We start from the raw sequence: 20,807 nt of genomic DNA on the forward strand, positions 1-20,807 counted from the left end.
TTTGGGGGCTTAGCCCCCAACCCCCCTTCCCTTTTCAGGGCCGCACGGTGAGCAGTGTGCGGGTGGCGGCCGCGATATCCGCATCGAGCCAGTCCGGCATCGCCTCGGCGTGGGCGTGGCGGCGCAGGGTGGCATAGGGCAGGTCGACGATCGCCCTCGACACGGCGTCGGTCTCGCGCGGCCCGGTGGAACCGTAGACGCCGAGGGTGACGCGGTGCAGTTCCTCGATGAGCGGGGCGTTCATGGTGGCCAGCCGTTCGCGGAACTCGGTATCGGGGGCGCCGTCGAGCAGGTCGCTCACCCGCAGGTTGAGCAGTAGTTTGGCGTCTTCCTGGCATTCGCGGCCGAAGGTGATGGACGCGGCGCTCATGGCCACGCCGGCCTCGAGGGGGTCCTCGTTTTTCGCGGCGGCGGCGAGCACCCGGGATTGGAAGCGTTCCAGCGCGCGGATCCACGCGGCGGTGAGCACGCCATTGCGGTTGCCGAAGCGGTGGTAGAGCGTGCCGACCGGCGCGCCGCTGGCGTCGGCGATGGCGGCGACGCTGGCCGCGCGCGGGCCGTCGCGCAGCACCAGGGTGCGCGCTGCGTCGAGGATCACGTCGGTGTCGTGCTTCCGGGGAGGTGCCATGAACTAGTACAGTCCTTCTATATGGAGCGTTTGCCCTATATTGATTCGCATTCCAGGATAGTAACCGCAAATCCCGCGCAGACATGGGCCGCATTGCTACGCACGACCTGCAAGAACCCAGACGATCTCAGCACACTGCCCTCCGGTTTCACGCTGGACGAGGCCGATCCACCCCACCGATTGGCGGCGAAGGGGCAGCACCCGTTCTCCCGCTACCGGCTCACCTTCCTGCTCGACGAGGTCGAACCGGGCCGCACCCGCCTCACCGCCGAGAGTCACGCGGCCTTCCCGGGCATCCTCGGCCGCATCTACAGGGCCCTGGTGATCGGTAGCGGCGGTCACGCCCTGCTGGTCCGGAACATGCTGCGCCGCATAGCCGATGAAGCGAGGAACACGAAATGATCACCCCCGGCCAGCGGTGGGGCGTGACCCCCGCCGAACTCACCATGGACCTGCCGTGTGACGACGAGGTCTCCGGCGGCGTCGTGGTCTGCGACCGCGCCGTCTCGATCGACGCGCCGCCGCCCCTGGTCTTCGCCTGGCTCTGCCAGCTGCGGGCCGCGCCCTACAGCTACGACCTGCTGGACAACTGGGGCCACCGCAGCCCCCGCCGCCGCGATCCGGAGCTGACGGAACTGGCTGTGGGGCAACGGTTCATGAGCGTCTTCGCCCTGGAGAACTTCACCCCCGATGTGCAGATCACGCTGCGCACCGGGGGAGTTGCCGTCACCTACGCGGTGCGCCCGGCCGAGACCGGCAGCCGGCTGCACGCCCGCGTCCGCTTCCGCGGCCCGTCCTGGCTGCTGCCACCGGTGATCTTCGGCGACTTCCTGATGATGCGCAAACAGCTGCTCACCCTGAAAGAGCTTGCCGAGCAGGAGAAACGGGCCACGATGTAGACCGCCCACGATCCGAACCGCCGCCCGCCTTCCGCATCAGCCGGCGGACCCGGTGTTCGGCCGCGGATTGTTGTCCACCACCGCGCGCACGTGCTCGATGGACTCCACATGCCGGGACACGGTGTCACCCGGCTTGTGGACCGCCGGATCCTGCACCCATTTGCCCGGGCTGTGGTGGCCCGGCTCCCTGGTGCCGTCCGGATTCATGCGGCCCGGCACCCATTCGCCCGGTTCCCAGCGGGGCGGCGGGTTTTCGAAGGTCCCCGGCTCGGTATAGGCGGGGCAATCCACCAGGATGTTCCGCTTGCTGTGGGCGGGGACATAGGTCGTCGCATCGACGACGACCGCCGGCACGCCGATTCTGTCGCAGGTCACCCTGTGGGTGATGCGATAGGTGTCATCCGTATCGTTCCAGCAGGCGACCCGGTCGCACGAGACGCCCGGCGCCAGCTCCACCGTCTCGGCGGCGGCTTGCGGGGCCGCCAGGCCGACGGCGGCCGCGAACAGGCCGGCGGCAATGCCGAATCCGGCGGCAAATCGTTTCTGTCCCAATGAACTCTCCTCGATTCGTTATCGCCCCCGAAAAGCGCAGGGAGACCGCGTCTCCCGGGGGCATATCGGCGATCGAGTCGAATTCGCTACAGAATTGCGTTCTCGCGGAATGTCTTTCGAATCACAGGAACAGATCCGTGGTGAGCGGCCCGTCGCCCGGCGTCACCCGGTACTTGTCGAGATCGGTGATTCCGTGCGCCGCGAGCACCTCGTCATCGATGAAGAAATTGCCGGTGGTGTCCTTACCGGGCGAGGTGAGCACCAGATACGCGGCGTCGGCGTAGATATCCGGCGTGCGGGAGGTGGAGATCATCTCCTCCCCGCCGAGCAGATTCTTCACCGCGGCCGTGGCAATGGTGGTGCGCGGCCACAGCGAGTTCACGCCGATCCCGTAGGTGCGCAGTTCCTCCGCCAAACCCAGTGTGGTCAGCGACATTCCGTACTTGGCAATGGTGTAGCCGAGCGCCATGCCCGCCCACTTCGGATCCAGGTTCAGCGGCGGCGAGAGCGTGAGAATGTGCGGATTCCGCCCCGCCTGCGCGGAGTCCTTCAGCGCGGGGATACACAGTTTCGACAGCAGGAAACTGCCGCGGCAGTTGATGTCCTGCATGAGGTCGTATTTCTTCATGGACAGGATCTCGGTGGGCGAGATGTCGATGGCGGAGGCATTGTTCACCACCATGTCGATGCCGCCGAAGTTCGCGATGGTCATTTGCACGGCCTGCTGCACCGCCGCGTCGTCGCGCACATCGCCGACGAACTTCAGCACCGTGCCGCCGACCGCCTCCAGCTCCGCCGCCGCGGTGTGAATGGTCCCCGGCAGTTTGGGATGCGGCTGATCGGTCTTGGCGATGAGCGTGATGTTGGCCCCGTCGGCCGCCGCCCGCTTGGCGATCTCCAGCCCGATTCCGCGACTCCCGCCGGACATGATCATGGTCCGGCCCGCCAGCGGCTTGGATGCTTCCGTCATGGTCAGCTCCTGTTCCTTGCTTTCGCCCCGGTTCCGATGATCCGCGCATCCATGGCGGCGTGAGGCGAAACCCGCTTCCGACAGTAGGCGCCGATCCGTACCTATGCAACTAGTTGCACAACTCCGGTAGTGCAGGCACTACCCCGCAGGTTCGGTTTCCGATACCCGAAACTCGGGCGTGCGCGCTATCGGCAGCGAGAGATTGTCTTCCTAGGCTCGAAAGAGCCGGGCACACCCGGCCTGAACAGGAGGAATGCACCGATATGCGCACATCCCGGCGGTCCCGCGCCGCCCTGGCCGGTCTCGGCATCGTCGCCGTCCTCGCCGCCTCGGCCTGCGGCGCCGACAGCTCGGACGCCACACCCAGCGGTGTGCCCAGCAGCGCGAGCGCCACTCCCGATGGCGCGGGGGCCGCGCTCACCCAGACCCTGGATGCCTTGGTGCGCAATGGATTTCCGGGTGTGCAAGTGGTGATCGACGGCCCGGGCGGCCACCGGGTCGTCACCAAGGGCGCGGGCGATCTCGCCACCGGCGCTCCCATCGCCGACGACGCCCGCGTCCGAATCGGCAGCAATACCAAGACTTTCGTCTCCACCGTGGTGTTGCAGCTCGTCGCGGAAGGCAAGGTCGAACTGGACGCACCGGTCGAGCGGTACCTGCCCGGCGTGGTGCGGGGCAATGGCAACGACGGCAATCGCATTACCGTGCGCCAGCTGCTGCAGCACACCAGCGGCCTGCCGGAATACCTCGCCGGGGGCAACCCGGAAATCAAGGCGGCGCCGAATACGCCGCAGCTGGAAGTGCTCACGGATGCGGTGCGCTGGCGGACCTACACACCGGAGGAGCTGGTGCGCGTGGCCATGTCCATGCCGCCGCAGTACGAGCCGGGCGCGAAATCGGTCTACACCAATACCAATTACATTCTGCTCGGCATGCTGATCGAGCAGGTCACGGGCCGGGCCACCGCCGAGGAGATCAGCACTCGCATCCTCGAGCCGCTCGGCCTGCGTGACACCTACACGCCCGCGCCCGGCGAGACCGGTATTCGCGGACCGCACCCCGTCGGCTATCAGGACATCGACGGCACGCGAGTCGATTTCACCGAGGAGGATCCGTCCTGGGGCGGGACCGCCGGCGACATGATCTCCACCGGCGCGGATCTGAACCGCTTCTTCACCGCGCTGCTGACCGGAAAACTGCTCCCCGCCGCGGAACTCGAGCAGATGAAGCGGACCGTCCCCTTCGACCGGGAGGCCCGCAACTCGTACGGATTGGGACTGATCAGGCAAAACGTCTCGTGCGGCAAGGAAGTGTGGGGCCACGGCGGCAGCATTCCCGGCTTCGGCACCCATACCGGCGTCGCCGCCGACGGCACCGCCGTCGCGCTGACCGTGAACCAGCTCCCGACCAGCGAAGCCACCGCCGAGGTCGTGGACCGGGCATTCGACGCCGCGTTCTGCGGATGAAGGAGAAGACGATGCGCATCGGAAAACTCGCCCGCTCGCGCCGGGCGGTGACGGCGGCCGCGGCGGCCGCCCTGGTCGGTCTCACCGGCGCGGCCTGTTCGCCCGCCGCCGACGGTGACACCGCCTCGGACCGGTTCACCGGCCAGCAGGTGAGCTGGCGGGGATGCGATGACGAGCGCCTGGACAAGGCGGGCGCGCAGTGTGCCGACATCACTGTTCCACTGGACTACGCTGCCCCGCAGGGCGAGACGATGACCGTGGCCATCTCCCGCATTCCGGCCACCGATCCGGCGCAGCGGCGCGGCATCATGCTCTCCAATTCGGGCGGGCCGGGTGGTCCCGGCCTGGATTTCATGATCGATATCTCCGGCGCCATGACCCCCGACGTGCGCGCCCGCTACGACCTCATCGGCATGGATCCGCGCGGCGTCGGCCGCTCGACCCCGGTGAATTGCGACTGGCCGCGCGGCTTCGGCCTGCAATCGGCCGGACCGGATGCGGCGAGCTATGCCGAAACCGTTGCCACCCAAGCCGATCTGGCCGCCCGCTGTGCCGCCACCGAAGGTGATCGCCTGCGGCACATCACCACCCGCAATACCGCCCGCGACATGGATCTCATCCGCACCCTGCTCGGCGCGGAGCGGACCAGCTACTTTGGCACCTCCTACGGCACCTACCTGGGCGCGGTCTACCTCCAGATGTTCCCCGAGCGCGCCGATCGCTTCGTGCTGGACAGCGCGGTCGATCCCGCCCGCTACGGCGCGGTGCAGATGCTGCAGGACATGGGCCCGGCCAATGAGGCCGCCACCGACGCTTGGGCCGACTGGACCGCGGCCCGCGACGGCGAGTACCACCTGGGCGCCACCCGGGAAGCGGTGCGCGCCACCGTATCCGACCTGGTGCGCCGGGCCGGCGAACGCCCCATCCGGTTCGGCGAGTTCGATCTCACCGAGCATGAGGTGCCGCTGCTGCTGTTCACCACGCTCGATGATCCGCGCAACTACGCCACGGCCGCCGGGCAGATCCGGCTGCTTGCGGACGCCGCCGCGGGCCGGGCCGTCGAACTCGATCCGGAGCTGACGAAGAGTCTCGACTTCCTGCTGCGCGCCGAGCCGCAGGACAATTCGGCACAGATGGCGATTATGTGCGGCGACGTCGCCGTCAACCGCGATCCCGACTGGTACTGGCGCAATATCGAAGCGGCCCGCGCGACCCAGCCGCTGTACGCCGATTTCGCCAACAACATCACCCCCTGCGCCTTCTGGCCCGAACCCGCGGAACCGGCCACCGTGGTGAACAACGCGGTCCCGGCCCTGATCGTGCAATCCACCGGCGACACCCGCACCACCTACGCCAACGCACAGGGCATGCGCCGCGCCCTCACCGGTTCCCGCCTGGTGACCCTGGAGAACGTCGCCATCCACCACATCTTCGGCCGCTACCCCAACGCCTGCGTCTACGACGCGGTGAACGCCTACTTCCGCGACGGCACCCTCCCCGAATCGGACTACAGCTGCCGAGATGACAGCTGAGCCACAACGGAATTCGAGTGCCCCGCCCGCACGGTCGGGGCATCCGAACCACGTCCGCACCGTAAGCCGCGTCGATTCCCGTGCTCATGCGGGCTCGGTCGATCCACGCCGAGGAACGCCGAGCCCCGTCTGCCGACTCCCCTTGACTCGAAGTTGTCGGCACGATGCCGTCTCGTCATCCCGGCGTGTTGCCGGCCGGGACCCACTCCGCAACGCGGCAACCCGTGCGCGGCGCGTGGTGCCGCGTCGCTGTCTCGGCAACGTGTCCGGCGAGGCGATCCGCCGGCACGCACAGCAGCCGGTGGCGGGAGCGGAGGACAGGTCTCCTCACCGCCGGATTCACCTGGACAGATGTTCACCGGGAACTGGTGGCGGCATTCGCCGAGAGGCCACCGCCACCAGTTCCCGGTCGATGGTGTTTCGGACTCTGGCGCGGAACGCGGCGCCTGTCGCCGGCTCGGCGAGCGGTCGCGGGGGCACGGGCGGCGAGCGTCGAGGAACCGCGGTGCGGCATATCGGTGTTCGCTCGCGGCTTGGCAGGCATCGTGCTCGCCGTCGGCCGCGAGCACGCGGATGGCGCGGGCCGGTGTGCGCGGGGCGCCGGGGGAAGGATCGGTTGCGAATGCGGTGGATAGGTTGGTGGGATGAGCTGGGATGACGTGGCCGGTGCGACCGGGAGGCGGCGGCCGTGACGGCGTGGATCGGCAGGCAGTTGCGTGGGCTGCCCGCTGCGCTCGGTTATCTGCTGGGCGGCGTGGTCACCGGTCTGGTGGCGATGTTCGCCCTGATCGGATTCGGCTTCGTGCTGGGGTTGAGCGTGATCGGGGTGGGGATTCCGGCGGTACCGGAAGCCATTCGGCTGCTGCGGCCGCTGGCCCGGCTGGAGCGGCGGCGGACGGCGGCTTACCTCGGCGAACCAATCGAGGTGGCCTATCAGCCGATGGACGGTGATCTCATTCAGCGGCTGCGCACCATGTTCCGGGATCCGGCCAATCGGCGCGATATCGGATATCTCTGCCTGCATGCGGTCTTTGGGACGCCGCTGGCGCTCATCCTGGTGGCGCTGCCGCTGAGCGCGCTGAATCAGCTTGTGATTCCGGCGTATTGGAAGCTGTTGCCGCCCGGCACGGTCGACAATTTCGGGATCGCGGTCGATTCCTGGGCGACGGCGGGCGTGAGCGTTCTGTTCGGCGTGCCGGTCGCGGCGCTGGCCCTGCAGGTGCCGCGGTTCGCCCGGTGGCAGGCGCTGGCGGCGCGGGCGCTGCTCGGACCCGCCGAGGGCACGGTGCTGGCGCACCGGGTCGCCGAGCTGACCGAGACCCGGGCGGCGGCCCTGGACGCGCACGGTGCGGAACTGCGCCGCATCGAGCGCGACCTGCACGATGGGGCGCAGGCCCGGATCGCCGCGGTGATCATGCAGCTCGGGCTGGCGGGGCAACTGCGCGAGCGCGATCGTGAGGCGTCGGACGACATGGTGCGGAAAGCGCAGGACACCGCCGTCGCGGCCTTGGCCGAGCTGCGCGATGTGGTGCGCACCGTCTACCCGCCGGTGCTCGCGGATCGCGGCTTGGCGAGCGCGGTGTCGGCGCTCGCCGCGCGGAGCCCGATTCCGTGTGTTCTGGATGTCGGCCCCTCCGTCGCGCCGGACGGTCCGGGCTCCGTGGTGGCGGACAGCGCGGCGCGACCTGCCCAGCGGCGGCCGGCGGCGGTGGAGGCGGCGGCCTATTTCGTCATCGCCGAGGCGCTCACGAATGCCACCAAGCATTCCGGGGCGCAACAGCTTTCGGTGCGGCTCGGCGGCCCGCCGGAACTGCTCGTGGTCGAGGTGTCCGATGACGGGGTGGGCGCGGCGCGGGAGATCGAAGGCGGCGGGCTCGCGGGTATCCGGCGTCGCGCCGAGGCCCTGGACGGGCGCATGCTGCTCAGCAGTCCGCCGGGTGGGCCTACCGTGGTACGAGTGGAGCTGCCATGCGGGTCGTGATCGCCGAGGATGATGCCCTTCTCCGGGAGGGGCTGGCATTGCTGCTGAAAACCGCGGGCATCGAGGTGGTCGCGGCGGTCGACAATGCCGACGATCTGCTGGCCGCGGTGACCGCCGACCGCCCGGACGCCCTGGTGGTGGATGTCCGCATGCCGCCCACCTTCACCGATGACGGACTGCGAGCAGCGGTGCGCGCCAGGCGGATTCACCCGGGACTGCCCGTGCTCGTGCTCTCCGCCTGGGTCGAGGACAGCTATGCCGGCGAACTGCTCGGCGACGGTGCGGGCGGGGTGGGCTATCTGCTCAAGGAGCGCGTCGGCAATGTGGAGCGCTTTCTCGATTCGCTGCACCGGGTCGCGGCGGGCGGCACCGCCATGGATCCCGAGGTGATCTCCCAGCTGCTCGTCCGCCGTCGCGCCGACGATCCGCTCGCCGCCCTCACCCCGCGCGAGCGCGAGGTGCTGGCCCTCATGGCGGAGGGGCTCGGCAATGCCACCATTGCCGAGCGGCTGGTCGTCACCGAAGCCGCTGTGCACAAACACATCCGGAGCATTTTCGCCAAGCTGGGCCTGGCCGCGGACGATGCGGGGCACCGCCGGGTCCTGGCGGTGCTCGCCTACTTGAACGCCTGATGGGCGGTGTCGGCGTAACCGCCCCGAGCCGCGCATGGCCGGAGCGAATGCGGAGGTGACGCTCGGGCGGGGCGGCTGGTGGCGGCGATTACCCGTGAAAGCCGCCACCAGACCCCGTGGTCAGCCGTTTCGATCAACGGCGGCGACCACGCTCCTTGTACATCTGGCGCTGGGCCTTGCTGATATTCCGCCACGCCTTGTCGCGTTCGGCGCGCAACCGGTTGTCGGTGCGGGCCGCCATCCACTCGTTCTCGCGGCTCAGCTTGCGGTAGCTGTCGAGCCGGCGCTGCGGAAGCTCGCCGGATTCGATGGCCGCCCGGACCGCGCAGCCCGGTTCCGTCGAATGTGCGCAGTCGGCGAAACGGCATTCGGCGGCAAGGGATTCGACATCGCTGAAGGTGCGGCCCAAGCCCTCGGCGGCATCCCACAGGCCGACCGAGCGCAGGCCGGGGGTGTCGATGAGGGTGCCGCCGGTGGGCAGCGGCCGGAGTTCCCGGTGCACCGTGGTGTGGCGACCGCGTTTGTCCCCGGCGCGAACCTCGTTGGTGGCGAAGACATCCGTCGCCAGCAGGGCATTGGCGAGGGTGGATTTGCCCGCACCGGAGGCGCCGAGCAAGGCGACCGTGCCGTCCAGCATGGCGGTCAGCACCTCCATGCCGTAGCCGGTGGACGCGCTCACCGCGAGCACGGTCGCGCCGGGCGCCACGGCGCGCACCTCGTCGACCGAAAGGTCCGGGGCTAGATCGGCTTTCGTCAATACGACGACCGGCTGGGCGCCGGATTCCCAGGCCAGGGCGAGCATGCGCTCGATGCGCCCGAGATCCACATCGTCACCGGCGGCGCAGATCAGCACCGTGTCCACATTGGCGGCCAGCACCTGATGCGCGGAGCGGGCCTTGGCGTCGGAATGGCCGGACACCGCGGCGCGGACGATGGCGGTCCGGCGCGGCAGCAGCTGCCGCACCATGCGATGGGCGTCGATGGCCACCCAGTCGCCGGTGCACAGCCCGCTGATCTCGGAATTCGAGGGCGGGCACTGGGCGCGCACGATGGCCGCGCGCAGTCGACTGTCGTACTCGGCGGTGGGGAGGGGCGCCGCTACATCGCATTCACTGCGATCCATGCGGAGCACGCGGGCCGGAATCAGCGAATCACCGAGCAGCGGAAGGTATTCGGCGGCGATGGCGGGGGTCCAGCCGTAGGGAGCGAGCAGGTCGAAATCGACCAGAGACATGATGGGGGAGTCCTTTGTCGGGCACTGAGCCCGTCCCGGGACTCAGCGCTGGGAAATCGAGATGGATACGCGTGCGGCGAAAACTCGCCGGGGCACGACAATCCGCACCGTCGTCTTCACGTAGATCCACCTCCTCATCTCCCTCGAGCAGCCGCTAGCGGCCGCGCACCGAACAGAACGGCACCACCTTCTCAGGTCCTGCCGAACCCCGCAACCTATTTTTCGGGCACCTCGGCCTGCTGCTTCTTGGCGGCTTCGGCCTGCGGTTTCCCGAACTGTTCGCGGCGGCCCAGGCGCTGCAGGCGCAGCCATTCCACGAAGCCCGCGGGGTCTTTCTGCTGGAGCAGGAAGAACCAGCCGAAGCGAGCCAGTTCCTGGGGCAGCAGTTTGCGCATGCCCGGTTGTGACATGAGGTAGCCGCGGTTGCGGTAGGTGAAGTACCGCTTGACCGGATCGTCCGGGTATTGGGTGTGCATGCGCCCGCCCAGGATCGGCTTGAACTCCTCCGAACCATTGGGGTGCAGGTAGGCGGTCTGCAAGCAGGTGCCGAACGGCAGTCCGGAGCGGACCAGGCGGCGGTGCACCTCCACCTCGTCACCGCGCACGAACAGGCGTAGGTCGGGCACGCCGATCACATCCACGGCCTCCGCGGAGATGAGCGCGCCATTGAACAGCGAGGCGATGCCGGGCAGGAAATCCTCGTCGCCGAGTTCGGAGCGCAGCCGCCGCCACACCACGCCGCGGCGCAGCGGGAAGGCCAGCCGGTCCGGATCGTCGATATCGGCGACCACCGGCGACACCTCGACCAGCTGATGCCGCCGCGCGCAATCGAACAGTGTGGCAAGCACTTCCGGGCCCTCGGGCCGGCCGTCGTCATCGGCCAGCCACACCCAGTCGGCGCCCTTGGTGAGCGCGTGCAGCATGCCGAGCGCGAAGCCGCCCGCACCGCCGAGATTGTGTTCCGAACCCAGATAGGTGGTTTCGATCGGCTGCTGGTTCACCAGCTCGGCGACCTCGGGCTCATTGGCGTTGTCCACCACGATCAGATGGTCGACGGCCCGGGTCTGGGCGCAGAGCACCTTCAGCGATTCGGCCAGCAGTTCACGGCGTTTGTGCGTCACCACGATGGCGACGATGCGGGCGTCGTCGCCGAAATGCGGCGTGGTGGGTTCAGTCATGCGGGATTCCGTTCGGGTTCACGTTCGCGTTCCATATCCCGCAGCACCGCTGCCACGTGATCGCCCGCCTCCGGGCCTTCGTAGGCGCGCACCACTTCCTCGATGCCGCCGTGCATGCGGACCTGCCCGTGGTCGATCCACAGCGCGGAATCGCAGAGCTGGGCCAGGAATTCGTTGGAGTGGCTGGCGAAGACCAGAATGCCGGAGCGCGAGACGAGCTGCTGCAGCCGGATGCGCGCCTTCTTCATGAATTCCGCGTCGACCGCGCCGATGCCCTCGTCGAGCAGCAGGATCTCCGGATCGATGGAGGTCACCACGCCCATGGCCAGCCGCACCCGCATACCTGTGGAGTAGGTGCGCAGGGGCATCTCGAGATAATCGCCCAGTTCGGTGAATTCGGCGATCTCATCGATTTTGGCCAGCATTTGCTTGCGTGTCTGACCGAGGAACAGGCCGCGAATAATGATGTTGTCGTAGCCGGAGATCTCCGGATCCATGCCGACACCGAGATCGAACACCGGGGCCACCCGCCCGCGAATCCGCGCACTGCCGCGGGTCGGCTCGTAGATGCCCGAAAGCAGCCGCAGCAGTGTGGATTTGCCCGCGCCATTGTGGCCGACCAGGCCGATCCGATCGCCTTCCTTCAGCGACAGGTTGATATCGCGCAGCGCCTCCACGACCACCACGTCGGACTGATTGCGCCCGATGGCGCCGCCCGCCTTGCCGAGGAACGCCTTTTTCAGCGACCGCGATTTGGCGTCGAAGATGGGAAACTCCACCCACGCGTTCTGGGTCTCGATACTCACATGGTCTGTCATTGAGCCTTCACACCCAGTAGGGGACGCGGGAACGGAATTGCCTCATGGCCAGTATGGCGACGATCCAGCCGACGACGGTGATGGCGAGCACGATCACCCAGCTGCGCAGCACGATGGGATCGCCCAGCAGCGGCGCGCGCACGATCTCCAGATAGTGATAGGTCGGCACCAGCTCGACCAGTTTCGCGCGCTCGCTCACCGTGCCGCCCTGATCGTGCAGCGCCTTGGTGCTCCACATCACGGGGGTGAGCACGAACAGCATGAGCGTGGTGCTGCTCAGGATCGGCGCGAGATCGCGGTACCGGGTGCTGAAGATGCCGAAGGCGATGGACACCCACATGGCATTGGCGAACAGCAGCAGAATGCCGGGAATCGCGAGCACCAGGGTCCAGTCCAGGTTCTTCCACACCCCGAAGGCCGCCAGCATCACCACATAGATGGCCATGTTGTGGACGAAGAAGAGGAACTGCCGCCACACCAGGCGATACACGTGCACGCTCAGCGCCGAGGGCAGCTGTTTGATCAGCCCCTCGTTGGCGATGAACACGTCCGAGCCCTCGAGGATGCTGGCGGAGATCACACCCCAGACGATCAGGCCGACCGTCACATAGGGCAGGTATTCCCGCAGCGGCTGATTCAGCAGCGTGGAGTACAGGATGCCCATGGCCGCCGCCTGCAATCCGGTGGCGATGGTGATCCAGAACGGCCCCAGCACCGACCGGCGATAACGCTGCTTGATGTCCTGCCAGCCGAGCGAAAGCCACAGCTCACGCTGCGAAAACCCGTCGCGGAAGTCCTTGAACGCGCGACGGAAGGATTGCGAGTCCGACACTAGCGGCACCGGAGCATTGTCCGTTGTCGCTTCGGCCGTGGCCGAGTCGGGAGGGGCAGCAGCAGGCACAGCACCCGACCTTATCTAATAGCCGTCACGTTGCGGCGGGAACCTGCCGCCGACCCTGGCCTCCGAGTGTCAGAGGTATTGCCCGCTGCCGCTGGAACCGCTCTGGTGGCGGGGGTCGGCCTGGCTCGCGCCCGGGGGGAGGGCTTGGCGCATTTGTTCCAGCTGTGCGCGAGCCGCCATCTGCTGAGCGAACAGGGCGGTCTGGATGCCGTGGAAGAGGCCCTCGAGCCAGCCGACCAGCTGGGCCTGGGCAATGCGCAGCTCGGCGTCGGAGGGGATCTGGTCGTCGGTGAAGGGGAGTGCCAGCCGCTCCAGCTCCTCGCGCAGCTCCGGGGCCAGACCCTGCTCCAGCTCGCGGATGGAGGTCTTGTGGATCTCGCGCAGCCGGGTGCGGCTGGCGTCGTCGAGGGGTGCGTGGCGGACCTCTTCGAGCAGCTGCTTGATCATGGTGCCGATGCGCATGACCTTCGCGGGCTGTTCGACCATATCGGCGAGGGACTCCTCCCGTTCGCCGGATTCGCCGGAATTATCCTCGCCGACAACCTGTCCGGTGAACTCCTGCGGTTCCCCGCCGATCTGCGCCGCGGGCGGGATGATCAGCGGTTTACCCTCGGGCCCGACTACGACAATGGATTCGGGTGTACCGTCCGATTGCGTCATGCACCCCATCATTCCGTGCCACCTGCGATCGCGCTAAGCACCCTCGCCCGGCGAAGCCAGCAAACCGTCCCTACCGTTACCGCGGGTTGCCCCTTCCCTTTAGAGTGGCCAGCATGACTTACGACGTCGCAAGGGTGCGGGGCCTCATACCGTCCCTGGGCGACGGCTGGATCCACCTCGACCCGCAAGCGGGCATGCTGGTCCCGGATTCGGTATCACGGGCCGTCTCAACAGGTTTCCGAACCTCCGCGAATACGCACACCAACCGGCACGGCGCGGCCAAGCGCAGCGCCGCCATCCTGGAGGCCGCTCGCGAGGCGGTCGCGGATCTGGTGGGCGGCGATCCGGCCGGTGTGGTGCTGGGTCCCGACCGGGCGGTCCTGCTGGCCTGGCTCGCCGAGTCGCTGAGCTCGCGGCTGGGTCTGGGCACCGGGATCGTGCTGTCGCGCCTGGATGACGAGGCCAATGTCGCGCCGTGGCTGCGCATCGCGAATCGCTATGGCGCACATGTGCGCTGGGCCGAGGTGGAGATCGAGACCTGCGAAATGCCGGCCTGGCAGTTCGAGGAGCTCATCGGCCCCACCGCCCGTTTGGTCGCTTTGACCGCCGCCTCCCCGATCGTCGGCTCCGCACCCGCGGTGCGGGTGGCCGCCGACCGCGTGCACGAGGTCGGCGGTTTACTGGTCGCGGACTGCTTCGGCGCCGCGCCGTACGCGCTCATCGACATCGACGAACTCAATGCCGATGTGATCGCGCTGAGCGCACCCGCCTGGGGCGGGCCGCAGATCGGCGCGCTGGTCTTCCGCGATCCCGCCTTCCTGGACCGCATTCCGTCCATGTCGCTCAACCCCTACGCCAAGGGGGCCGAGCGACTGGAAGTGGGCGGGCACCAGTACGCGCTGCTGGCGGGTCTGACGACCTCCATCGACTACCTGGCCGGGCTCGACGAGCGCGCCACCGGCACGCGGCGCGAGCGGCTGGAAATGTCGATCACCTCGTTGCAGGACTATCACGATCAGCTGTTCGAGCATCTGATGTCGGTGCTCGACACCATCCCGAACCTGACCGTGATCGGCCGCGCCTCCACCCGCATCCCGACGGTCAGCTTCACCATTTCGGGCATGCAGGCGGAGAAGGTCTCGGCCAAGCTGGCCGACGCCCGCATCGGCACGCTGAGCGGATCGCACGGCGGCAGCCGCCTGCTCGACGCGCTGGGCGTGAACGACGAGGGCGGCGCCGTCACCATCGGGCTCGCGCCCTACACAACCAAATTCGAGATCGACCAGCTGGGCCGCGCCCTCGCGGCCCTCGACAGCTGATCGCTAGGGTTCGCGGATCCGCAGGACCACCTTGCCGACGGTGTCGGCGGAGTCCAGCAGCGGATGCGCCCGCGCCACCTCGGCGACGGGAACCTCCGCGGAGACCACCGGCGCCACGGTCCCGTCGGAGATCAGCGGCCACAGATGGCGGCGCAGTTCGGCAATGATCTCCGCCTTGCTCCCGCGCCCGGTTTCCGGGCGGCGGCGCAGATTGGTGGCGTGAATACTGCCGCGTTTGCCCAGCAGCGCAGCCAGATTCATCTCGGCGGTGACCCCGCCCTGCATGCCGATGATCACCAGTCGCCCGTCGTCGGCGAGCGCGTCGACATTGCGCGCCAGGTAGGCCGCGCCCATATTGTCGAGAATGATGTCCGCACCGTTGTTTTCGGCCTTCAGCACCGAGACGAAATCCTCCTCCCGGTAATTGATCAAGACGCTCGCGCCCAATTCCGCGCAGCGCTGCAGTTTGGCCTGCGAACCGGCGGTCACCGCCACCCGCGCGCCCAGGCTCACCGCCACCTGAATCGCATGCGTGCCGATACCGCTGCCGCCGCCGTGAATCAACAGCAACTGCCCGCTGTGCAGCCCGGCCGTCATCACCAGATTCGACCAGACGGTGGCCGCCACCTCCGGAAGTGCCGCCGCCGCAGCGATATCCAGGCCGTCCGGCACCGGCAGCAGCTGGGTGGCCGGAACCAGCACCCGCTCCGCGTACCCGCCGCCGGACAGCAGCGCGCACACCCGATCGCCCGCCTGCCAGTCCCGCACGCCCGGGCCGACCGCCGCGACGATCCCGGAGCATTCCAGGCCGAGGATCTCGCTCGCACCCGGCGGCGGGGGATAGAAGCCCTGGCGTTGCAGCAGGTCAGCGCGGTTCACCCCGGCGGCCACCACATCGATCGCCACCTCGCCCGGACCGGGCGCGGGCAGGTCGGGCACCTGTTTCCACGCCATCACCTCGGGGCCGCCGAAACCATCGAGTGTCACCGCATACATGAAAGCGAGCCTACGACGGGATCACACCGATTACTGTCAGGTCGTCCTGGGCGGGAGCACAGCATCCTGTCAGCTTTCTCGGGCACCGTAGGAAGCGCAGATCTGAAAGGAGTTCCATGATCACCTTCCTGACCATTCTCGCCGCCATGATCTTGCTGACCGCAATGGCCATTTCCGGCTTCGTCGCCGACGAGTCCCCCCGCGCACTGGTGCGCGTGCGCAGTCGCCGGCGCTGAAAAAACCGGCACCGAAAAGAACTTCCGACCTCGCCCGTGCCGAGAGGGAAAGCACTAGCGTCTCCGGCATGAGCAGTTTCGCCGACTACCAGCACGAGATCTATTTCTCCGGCCTCGCGGGCAACCTTCCCTCGCTACCGATCACGGCGGCGGGACTGGAAGAGCGGGCCCGGGAAGTGCTGACGCCGGCGGCCTTCAACTACGTGGCGGGCAGCGCCTCCGCCGAGCGCACCGCCGCCGCCAATACCTCGGCCTTCGAGAAATACCGGCTGCTGCCCCGCATGCTGCGCGGCGCCAGCGGTCCCGGCGCCCGCGACCTGTCGGTCGAGGTGCTCGGAACCCGGCTCGCCGCACCGGTTCTCACCGCGCCCATCGGCGTGCTCGGCCTGCTGCACGAGCGCGGCGAGACCGTGGTCGCCGAGGTGACCCGGGAGCTCGGCATCGGCATGGTGCTGTCCACCGCCGCCTCCTCCACCATCGAGGAGGCCGGCGCCCTCGCCGGCGACTGGTGGTATCAGCTGTATTGGCCCAATGACGTGGAATTGGCGCGGTCCTTCGTCGAACGCGCCGAAAAGTCCGGCGCCAAAGCGATTGTCGTCACCGTCGACACCCCGAGCCTGGGCTGGCGCCCGCGCGATCTGGAACTCGCGCACCTGCCGTTCCTGCACGGCAACGGCATTGCCAACTACCTGTCCGATCCGGTCTTCCGCGCCAAGCTCAGCGCCCCGCCCGAGGAGAGCGAGGACGCGCTGCGCATGGCCATCCTCACCTGGGCCGGCCTGTTCGGCAATCACTCGCTGCGCCCCGCCGATATCGCCCGCCTGCGCGACTGGACCGAACTGCCCATCGCGGTCAAGGGCGTCCTGCATCCCGACGACGCCCGCCAATGCGTGGACGCGGGCGCCGACGCGGTCGTGGTCAGCAACCACGGCGGCCGCCAGGTGGACGGCGCGGTCGCGGCCCTCGACGCCCTGCCCACCATTGTCGCCACCGTCGGCGACCGCGCCGATGTGCTCTTCGACTCCGGCATCCGCACCGGCTCCGATGTCATGATCGCGCTCTCCCTCGGCGCCAAGGCCGTGCTGTACGGCCGCCCCTGGGCCTACGGCCTGGGCCTCGCGGGCCGCGACGGCGTCCGGCACGCGCTGCGCTGCCTGCTCGCGGATTTCGATGCGGCCATGGGGCTTTCGGGCTGCACCTCGCTGTCGGACCTGAGCCGCACCATGATCTCCTCGTTCCGCTGACCGGTTTTCGCCGCTCGTCCGGGTTCGCGGCTACCGGCCAGTTAGAATGTGGTTCGTGGCTGTCGAATCCGGCGGCCGCTTTGCGGCCGAACCGAGGTGGCTCACCCCGGAACAGCAACGCGCGTGGCGGGCCTACATGGATGGCAGCCAGCGCCTGATGGCCGACCTCAATCGCCAGTTGCAACGCGACAGCGATCTCTCCTTCGCCGACTACCGCATCCTCGTGAAACTCTCCGAGGCCCCCGGCCGCTCGCTGCGCATGAGCGACCTCGCCGACGGCGTGCTGTCCTCCCGCAGCCGCCTCACCCACCAGATCCGCCGCCTGGAAGCCCAGCGGATGGTGCGCCGCACCGCCTGCGAGGACGACGGCCGCGGCGTGCTGGCCCAGCTCACCGACGAGGGCATGCGCCGCCTGCGCGCCGCCGCCCCCGGCCACGTGGCCGCGGTCCGCCGCTACTTCATCGACCTGCTCACCCCCCAGCAGCTCGCCGCCGTCGCCGCGGCCCTGGACCTGGTGAACCTGGCCTCCGACCACCGCGCCGGGACCTGAGCCCGGACCTGAGCCGGATCGGGCACTGCTACCATCAGACGCCTGGAAGCGTGGCAGAGCGGCCGAATGCACTCGCCTTGAAAGCGAGCGTCGCGAGAGCGACCGGGGGTTCAAATCCCTCCGCTTCCGCCAAATCTTCACGGTGAGGGTGTGTTTCGTGCGCAGTTGGATCGGGATGGGTATTGCCGTTCTGGCGCTGCACGTCCTCGGGTGGGGAACTCTGCTGCTGTTCGTGGTGCCCGGCCAGTACGAGGTGCAGGGCGCCGTCTTCGGCGTCGGACTCGGCGTCACGGCCTACACCCTCGGCATGCGCCACGCCTTCGACGCCGATCACATCGCCGCCATCGACAACACCACCCGCAAACTGGTGGCCGAGAACGGGCGCGACAAGACCCACACCGTCGGGTTCTGGTTCGCGCTCGGGCATTCCACCATCGTTTTCGTCATGGTCGCGCTGCTCGCCTTCGGCGTGCGCGCCCTGGCCGGGTCGCTGGAGGACGAGAGCTCGCCGCTGCACACCTGGACCGGCCTGTGGGGCACCAGCGTCTCCGGCACCTTCCTCATCGCCATCGGACTGCTGAATCTGGTGTCGCTCATCGGCATCTGGAAGGTGTTCCGCCGCATGCGCGGTGGCGATCTGGACGAGGCGCAGCTGGAGAAGCAGCTCGACGAGCGCGGCCTGCTCAACCGCGTCCTCGGCCCCGTGGTGCGGCTGGTTCGCAAACCCTGGCAGATGTACCCCGTCGGCGTGCTCTTCGGCCTCGGCTTCGACACCGTCACCGAGGTCGGCCTGCTGGTGATCGCCGGCGGCGCGGCCGCGACCGGCCTGCCCTGGTACTCGATTCTCGTACTGCCCGTGCTCTTCTCGGCCGGCATGGCGCTATTCGATTCGCTCGACGGCTCTTTCATGAGCTACGCCTACGACTGGGCCTTCGCCCGCCCGGTCCGCAAGATCTACTACAACCTGATCATCACCGGCCTCTCCGTGGCCGTCGCCCTCCTCATCGGCGTCCAGGAGATCATCTCCATCTTCGTCGAAAGACTCGACATCACTTCGGGTTTCATCGCCTGGATCGGCAACCTCGATCTCGGCGACCTCGGCTTCATCATCGTCGGCCTGTTCGTCCTCACCTGGGCCGTGGCCGTGGCGGTGTGGCGCCTCACGGACATGGAAGCGCGCTGGGAACGCGACCTGGCCGCCGATTGACCTCTGGCACCAGATCAAGCCATACGTCGACCGGGAACTGGTGGCGGCATTTCGCGAGAAGCCACCGCCACCAGTTCCCGGTCGATGTCGTTTCAGACCCATGCGCTTGGTTCGTAGAATTCTGGCGAGTGAAACGAAGAAGCCCCTCACCTGCTTGCACAGGCGAGGGGCTCGTGGCGGTGGCGGAGGGATTTGAACTCTTGCTGTGGCCCTAACACGACCAGGGGTTATCTGCCAAACAGGCTGGTAGCCTCCGGTTTTCTTTCACAGCGGTTCTCGAACATTCATTCGCATCCCGCGCGGTCTGTTGCGGATCTGTTGCGGATTCCGGCCGGGGCACCGGGGATCGAAGGCAAGGCGGCGGAGCCGTCGCGGCAGCCCTTGAAGTACTGCCGCGCCACCCTCCGGGCGGCTTGCCACACAACCCCCACGCCCGGCCCCAGATACGCGAAAAGGCCCCCGCAGCAGTCCACCAGGGACGCCACGGGGGCCTTCATCACGCCAGGGCTACAGTGCCCGTTTCCGATACCGATTCAGCACGAACGTCTCCGCCAACTCCCAGCCCTTGAAACCAGCGCCGGAACGGGACGTGAACTGCCCCGCCTGCGAGTAGGTCTCGATCTGACCAGGGTTCGCCACCATGCGCGCCGACGCCGTGACGATCACGGCCGCGATCTCGTCGTTAGGCTCCCCAGCCTCGAATCCCGTACCACGCGTATAGGCCATCGCCATGGCCTTGATAATGGGGACCGCCTGGGCGGCAAGAGGTTCAGCCTCCGGCCTACCCATGAAGTCGGCCACCTGCTTACCGGTAACCTCCGGCATTAGCGGGTCGTCTTCTTCGACAGGACCACCACGCCCTCCGGGTGCAGTAGACCCAGGTCGTAGCGGGTGACCACGCGGATAGCCTGCTGGTCGAATTCGGCGTAGCGCTCCGACAGTACGGTGACCGAGGGCGCGATATCCCGTACGACGGCAACCTGAGTCATATCGACCAGGGCCGCCTTGCCCTCCGGCAGCTTGTTGGTCACGGTGACCGGGATGCCGTGCAGGCGGTAGGTGGCGTCCTTGGTGAGATCCTGCTCGAGCAGGTACCGCTTGTTGCCGTCCTTCAGCTTCCGCAGTGCGATGAAGTCCGCGCCCGAGATAAACCAGCGGTTCGGCGTGACCTCCTTCGCCTGAGCGAGAGCGATACCGTCCAGCAGCGTGTCCGCGTCGGCCACATCAAGCACGCCGGTCTGGACGTCAGCCTGGTTGATGATGCCGGTGATGCTCTTATCCTTGCCGTCGCCGGTCAGCAGCGCGGTATCGAGCTTGTTGGACACGTCGGCCACCAGACGAGCCTTCAGCACGGCGTCCAGGCCGATCACCGACTGACGGGCAAGCTCGTTGGTGTACTTGGTGATGGTCTTGATGCTCTTACGGTCCGAGGGCATCAGCTTCACCTCATCGAAAGCGACATCGCTATCGGCGATCAGTTCGCCCTCACCGACGAATCCAACGGTCGCGCCGGACTTCAGTCGCGGAATCCGCAGCGGCTCGGAGCTGTCGAAGATGCGCGGACCCGAGGACAGGACTACCGATGCCGCCTCGAGGGGCTGCACCAGCAGCGACGAAACCTGCTCGTGCAGCAGGGCCTTATTGTTGACGTTGGAAGTTGTTGCAGTCATTGAGAATTCGCCTCCGTGGCGTAGTAGTTGAGTGTTGATCTACTCGAGCCGCCAGGGCGTAAGAGGTTGGAGAGACGGGTGTACTCCAGGCACACCCCGGCCTCCTATGTGGATTATACCACATTGTATTAAGT

The 20,807-nt window shown here is 67.8% G+C and carries 21 protein-coding genes and 1 tRNA gene; 11 read left to right on the forward strand and 11 right to left on the reverse strand.

Annotated elements, in window-relative coordinates:
* Positions 1-34: 34 nt before the first annotated feature.
* Positions 35-628 carry a TetR/AcrR family transcriptional regulator gene (locus ACFVIV_RS07920; protein WP_379194035.1) on the reverse strand — a complete coding sequence of 198 codons (594 nt, stop codon included), beginning with the start codon at positions 626-628 and terminating at the stop codon, positions 35-37.
* 93 nt (positions 629-721) lie between these two features.
* Here ACFVIV_RS07920 and ACFVIV_RS07925 point away from each other — a divergent pair, with 93 nt between their 5' ends.
* Together ACFVIV_RS07925 and ACFVIV_RS07930 are read left to right on the forward strand one after the other, a co-directional pair.
* The gene (locus ACFVIV_RS07925; protein ID WP_379194036.1) at positions 722-1,030 is read left to right on the forward strand and encodes a hypothetical protein; all 309 of its coding nucleotides are present in this window, start codon (positions 722-724) and stop codon (positions 1,028-1,030) included.
* Entirely contained in the window at positions 1,027-1,527 is a 501-nt protein-coding gene (locus ACFVIV_RS07930; protein ID WP_379194037.1) for a hypothetical protein, read from the forward strand. Before ACFVIV_RS07925 ends, ACFVIV_RS07930 begins: the two co-directional genes overlap by 4 nt.
* Positions 1,528-1,563: 36 nt before the next feature.
* Here ACFVIV_RS07930 and ACFVIV_RS07935 read toward each other — a convergent pair whose 3' ends face one another.
* Entirely contained in the window at positions 1,564-2,079 is a 516-nt protein-coding gene (locus tag ACFVIV_RS07935; RefSeq protein ID WP_379194038.1) for a hypothetical protein, read from the reverse strand.
* Positions 2,080-2,200: 121 nt separating this feature from the next.
* The gene (locus ACFVIV_RS07940) at positions 2,201-3,049 is read right to left on the reverse strand and encodes an SDR family oxidoreductase (protein ID WP_379194039.1); all 849 of its coding nucleotides are present in this window, start codon (positions 3,047-3,049) and stop codon (positions 2,201-2,203) included.
* 263 nt (positions 3,050-3,312) lie between these two features.
* On the opposite strand from ACFVIV_RS07940, the gene ACFVIV_RS07945 reads away from it, so the two are divergent.
* From ACFVIV_RS07945 to ACFVIV_RS07960, 4 genes are all read left to right on the forward strand, one after another.
* The gene (locus ACFVIV_RS07945) at positions 3,313-4,515 is read left to right on the forward strand and encodes a serine hydrolase domain-containing protein (RefSeq protein ID WP_379194040.1); all 1,203 of its coding nucleotides are present in this window, start codon (positions 3,313-3,315) and stop codon (positions 4,513-4,515) included.
* A gap of 11 nt (positions 4,516-4,526) precedes the next feature.
* Positions 4,527-6,047 carry an alpha/beta hydrolase gene (locus ACFVIV_RS07950; protein ID WP_379194041.1) on the forward strand — a complete coding sequence of 507 codons (1,521 nt, stop codon included), beginning with the start codon at positions 4,527-4,529 and terminating at the stop codon, positions 6,045-6,047.
* Positions 6,048-6,735: 688 nt separating this feature from the next.
* A complete protein-coding gene (locus ACFVIV_RS07955; protein ID WP_379194042.1) occupies positions 6,736-8,028 on the forward strand; it encodes a sensor histidine kinase in 1,293 nt (430 codons plus the stop codon).
* Complete coding sequence (locus ACFVIV_RS07960; protein ID WP_379194043.1) at positions 8,016-8,660, forward strand: response regulator; 645 nt, start codon at positions 8,016-8,018, stop codon at positions 8,658-8,660. Before ACFVIV_RS07955 ends, ACFVIV_RS07960 begins: the two co-directional genes overlap by 13 nt.
* Positions 8,661-8,793: 133 nt before the next feature.
* On the opposite strand, the gene rsgA is transcribed toward ACFVIV_RS07960, so the two are convergent.
* The 5 genes from rsgA to ACFVIV_RS07985 all read right to left on the reverse strand — a co-directional run bounded on the left by rsgA (position 8,794) and on the right by ACFVIV_RS07985 (position 13,451).
* Positions 8,794-9,894: a ribosome small subunit-dependent GTPase A gene (gene rsgA / locus ACFVIV_RS07965; protein ID WP_379194044.1), complete on the reverse strand. Its 1,101-nt coding sequence runs from the start codon at positions 9,892-9,894 to the stop codon at positions 8,794-8,796.
* A gap of 215 nt (positions 9,895-10,109) precedes the next feature.
* Complete coding sequence (locus ACFVIV_RS07970; protein ID WP_379194045.1) at positions 10,110-11,072, reverse strand: glycosyltransferase; 963 nt, start codon at positions 11,070-11,072, stop codon at positions 10,110-10,112.
* Positions 11,069-11,890, reverse strand: a complete 822-nt coding sequence (locus tag ACFVIV_RS07975) for an ABC transporter ATP-binding protein (RefSeq protein WP_379194046.1) — start codon at positions 11,888-11,890, stop codon at positions 11,069-11,071. Before ACFVIV_RS07975 ends, ACFVIV_RS07970 begins: the two co-directional genes overlap by 4 nt.
* Before the next feature lie 7 nt (positions 11,891-11,897).
* Entirely contained in the window at positions 11,898-12,731 is an 834-nt protein-coding gene (locus ACFVIV_RS07980; RefSeq protein WP_379194047.1) for an ABC transporter permease, read from the reverse strand.
* A gap of 129 nt (positions 12,732-12,860) precedes the next feature.
* On the reverse strand, positions 12,861-13,451 hold the full coding sequence (locus ACFVIV_RS07985; protein ID WP_379194048.1) for a bacterial proteasome activator family protein: 591 nt from the start codon (positions 13,449-13,451) through the stop codon (positions 12,861-12,863).
* A gap of 113 nt (positions 13,452-13,564) precedes the next feature.
* Between ACFVIV_RS07985 and ACFVIV_RS07990 the strand changes: the two genes are divergently transcribed.
* Complete coding sequence (locus ACFVIV_RS07990) at positions 13,565-14,770, forward strand: cysteine desulfurase-like protein (protein WP_379194049.1); 1,206 nt, start codon at positions 13,565-13,567, stop codon at positions 14,768-14,770.
* A gap of 3 nt (positions 14,771-14,773) precedes the next feature.
* Here ACFVIV_RS07990 and ACFVIV_RS07995 read toward each other — a convergent pair whose 3' ends face one another.
* Complete coding sequence (locus ACFVIV_RS07995; protein ID WP_379194050.1) at positions 14,774-15,766, reverse strand: NAD(P)H-quinone oxidoreductase; 993 nt, start codon at positions 15,764-15,766, stop codon at positions 14,774-14,776.
* 304 nt (positions 15,767-16,070) lie between these two features.
* Here ACFVIV_RS07995 and ACFVIV_RS08000 point away from each other — a divergent pair, with 304 nt between their 5' ends.
* From ACFVIV_RS08000 to ACFVIV_RS08015, 4 genes are all read left to right on the forward strand, one after another.
* Entirely contained in the window at positions 16,071-17,246 is a 1,176-nt protein-coding gene (locus ACFVIV_RS08000) for a lactate 2-monooxygenase (protein WP_379194051.1), read from the forward strand.
* Between the two features lie 46 nt (positions 17,247-17,292).
* On the forward strand, positions 17,293-17,796 hold the full coding sequence (locus tag ACFVIV_RS08005) for a MarR family winged helix-turn-helix transcriptional regulator (RefSeq protein ID WP_379194052.1): 504 nt from the start codon (positions 17,293-17,295) through the stop codon (positions 17,794-17,796).
* A 44-nt stretch (positions 17,797-17,840) separates the two neighbouring features.
* A tRNA-Ser gene (locus ACFVIV_RS08010) sits at positions 17,841-17,928 on the forward strand.
* A gap of 43 nt (positions 17,929-17,971) precedes the next feature.
* Positions 17,972-19,003 carry a HoxN/HupN/NixA family nickel/cobalt transporter gene (locus ACFVIV_RS08015; protein WP_379194053.1) on the forward strand — a complete coding sequence of 344 codons (1,032 nt, stop codon included), beginning with the start codon at positions 17,972-17,974 and terminating at the stop codon, positions 19,001-19,003.
* 507 nt (positions 19,004-19,510) lie between these two features.
* Here ACFVIV_RS08015 and ACFVIV_RS08020 read toward each other — a convergent pair.
* Positions 19,511-19,804 (reverse strand): hypothetical protein, encoded by a 294-nt coding sequence (locus tag ACFVIV_RS08020; RefSeq protein ID WP_379194054.1) that lies wholly within the window; start codon positions 19,802-19,804, stop codon positions 19,511-19,513.
* Positions 19,805-19,827: 23 nt separating this feature from the next.
* Positions 19,828-20,712 (reverse strand): phage major capsid protein, encoded by an 885-nt coding sequence (locus ACFVIV_RS08025; protein WP_379194208.1) that lies wholly within the window; start codon positions 20,710-20,712, stop codon positions 19,828-19,830.
* Positions 20,713-20,807: the final 95 nt, after the last annotated feature.

This window comes from Nocardia sp. NPDC127526 (genome assembly GCF_042672265.1).
Lineage (GTDB): Bacteria > Actinomycetota > Actinomycetes > Mycobacteriales > Mycobacteriaceae > Nocardia.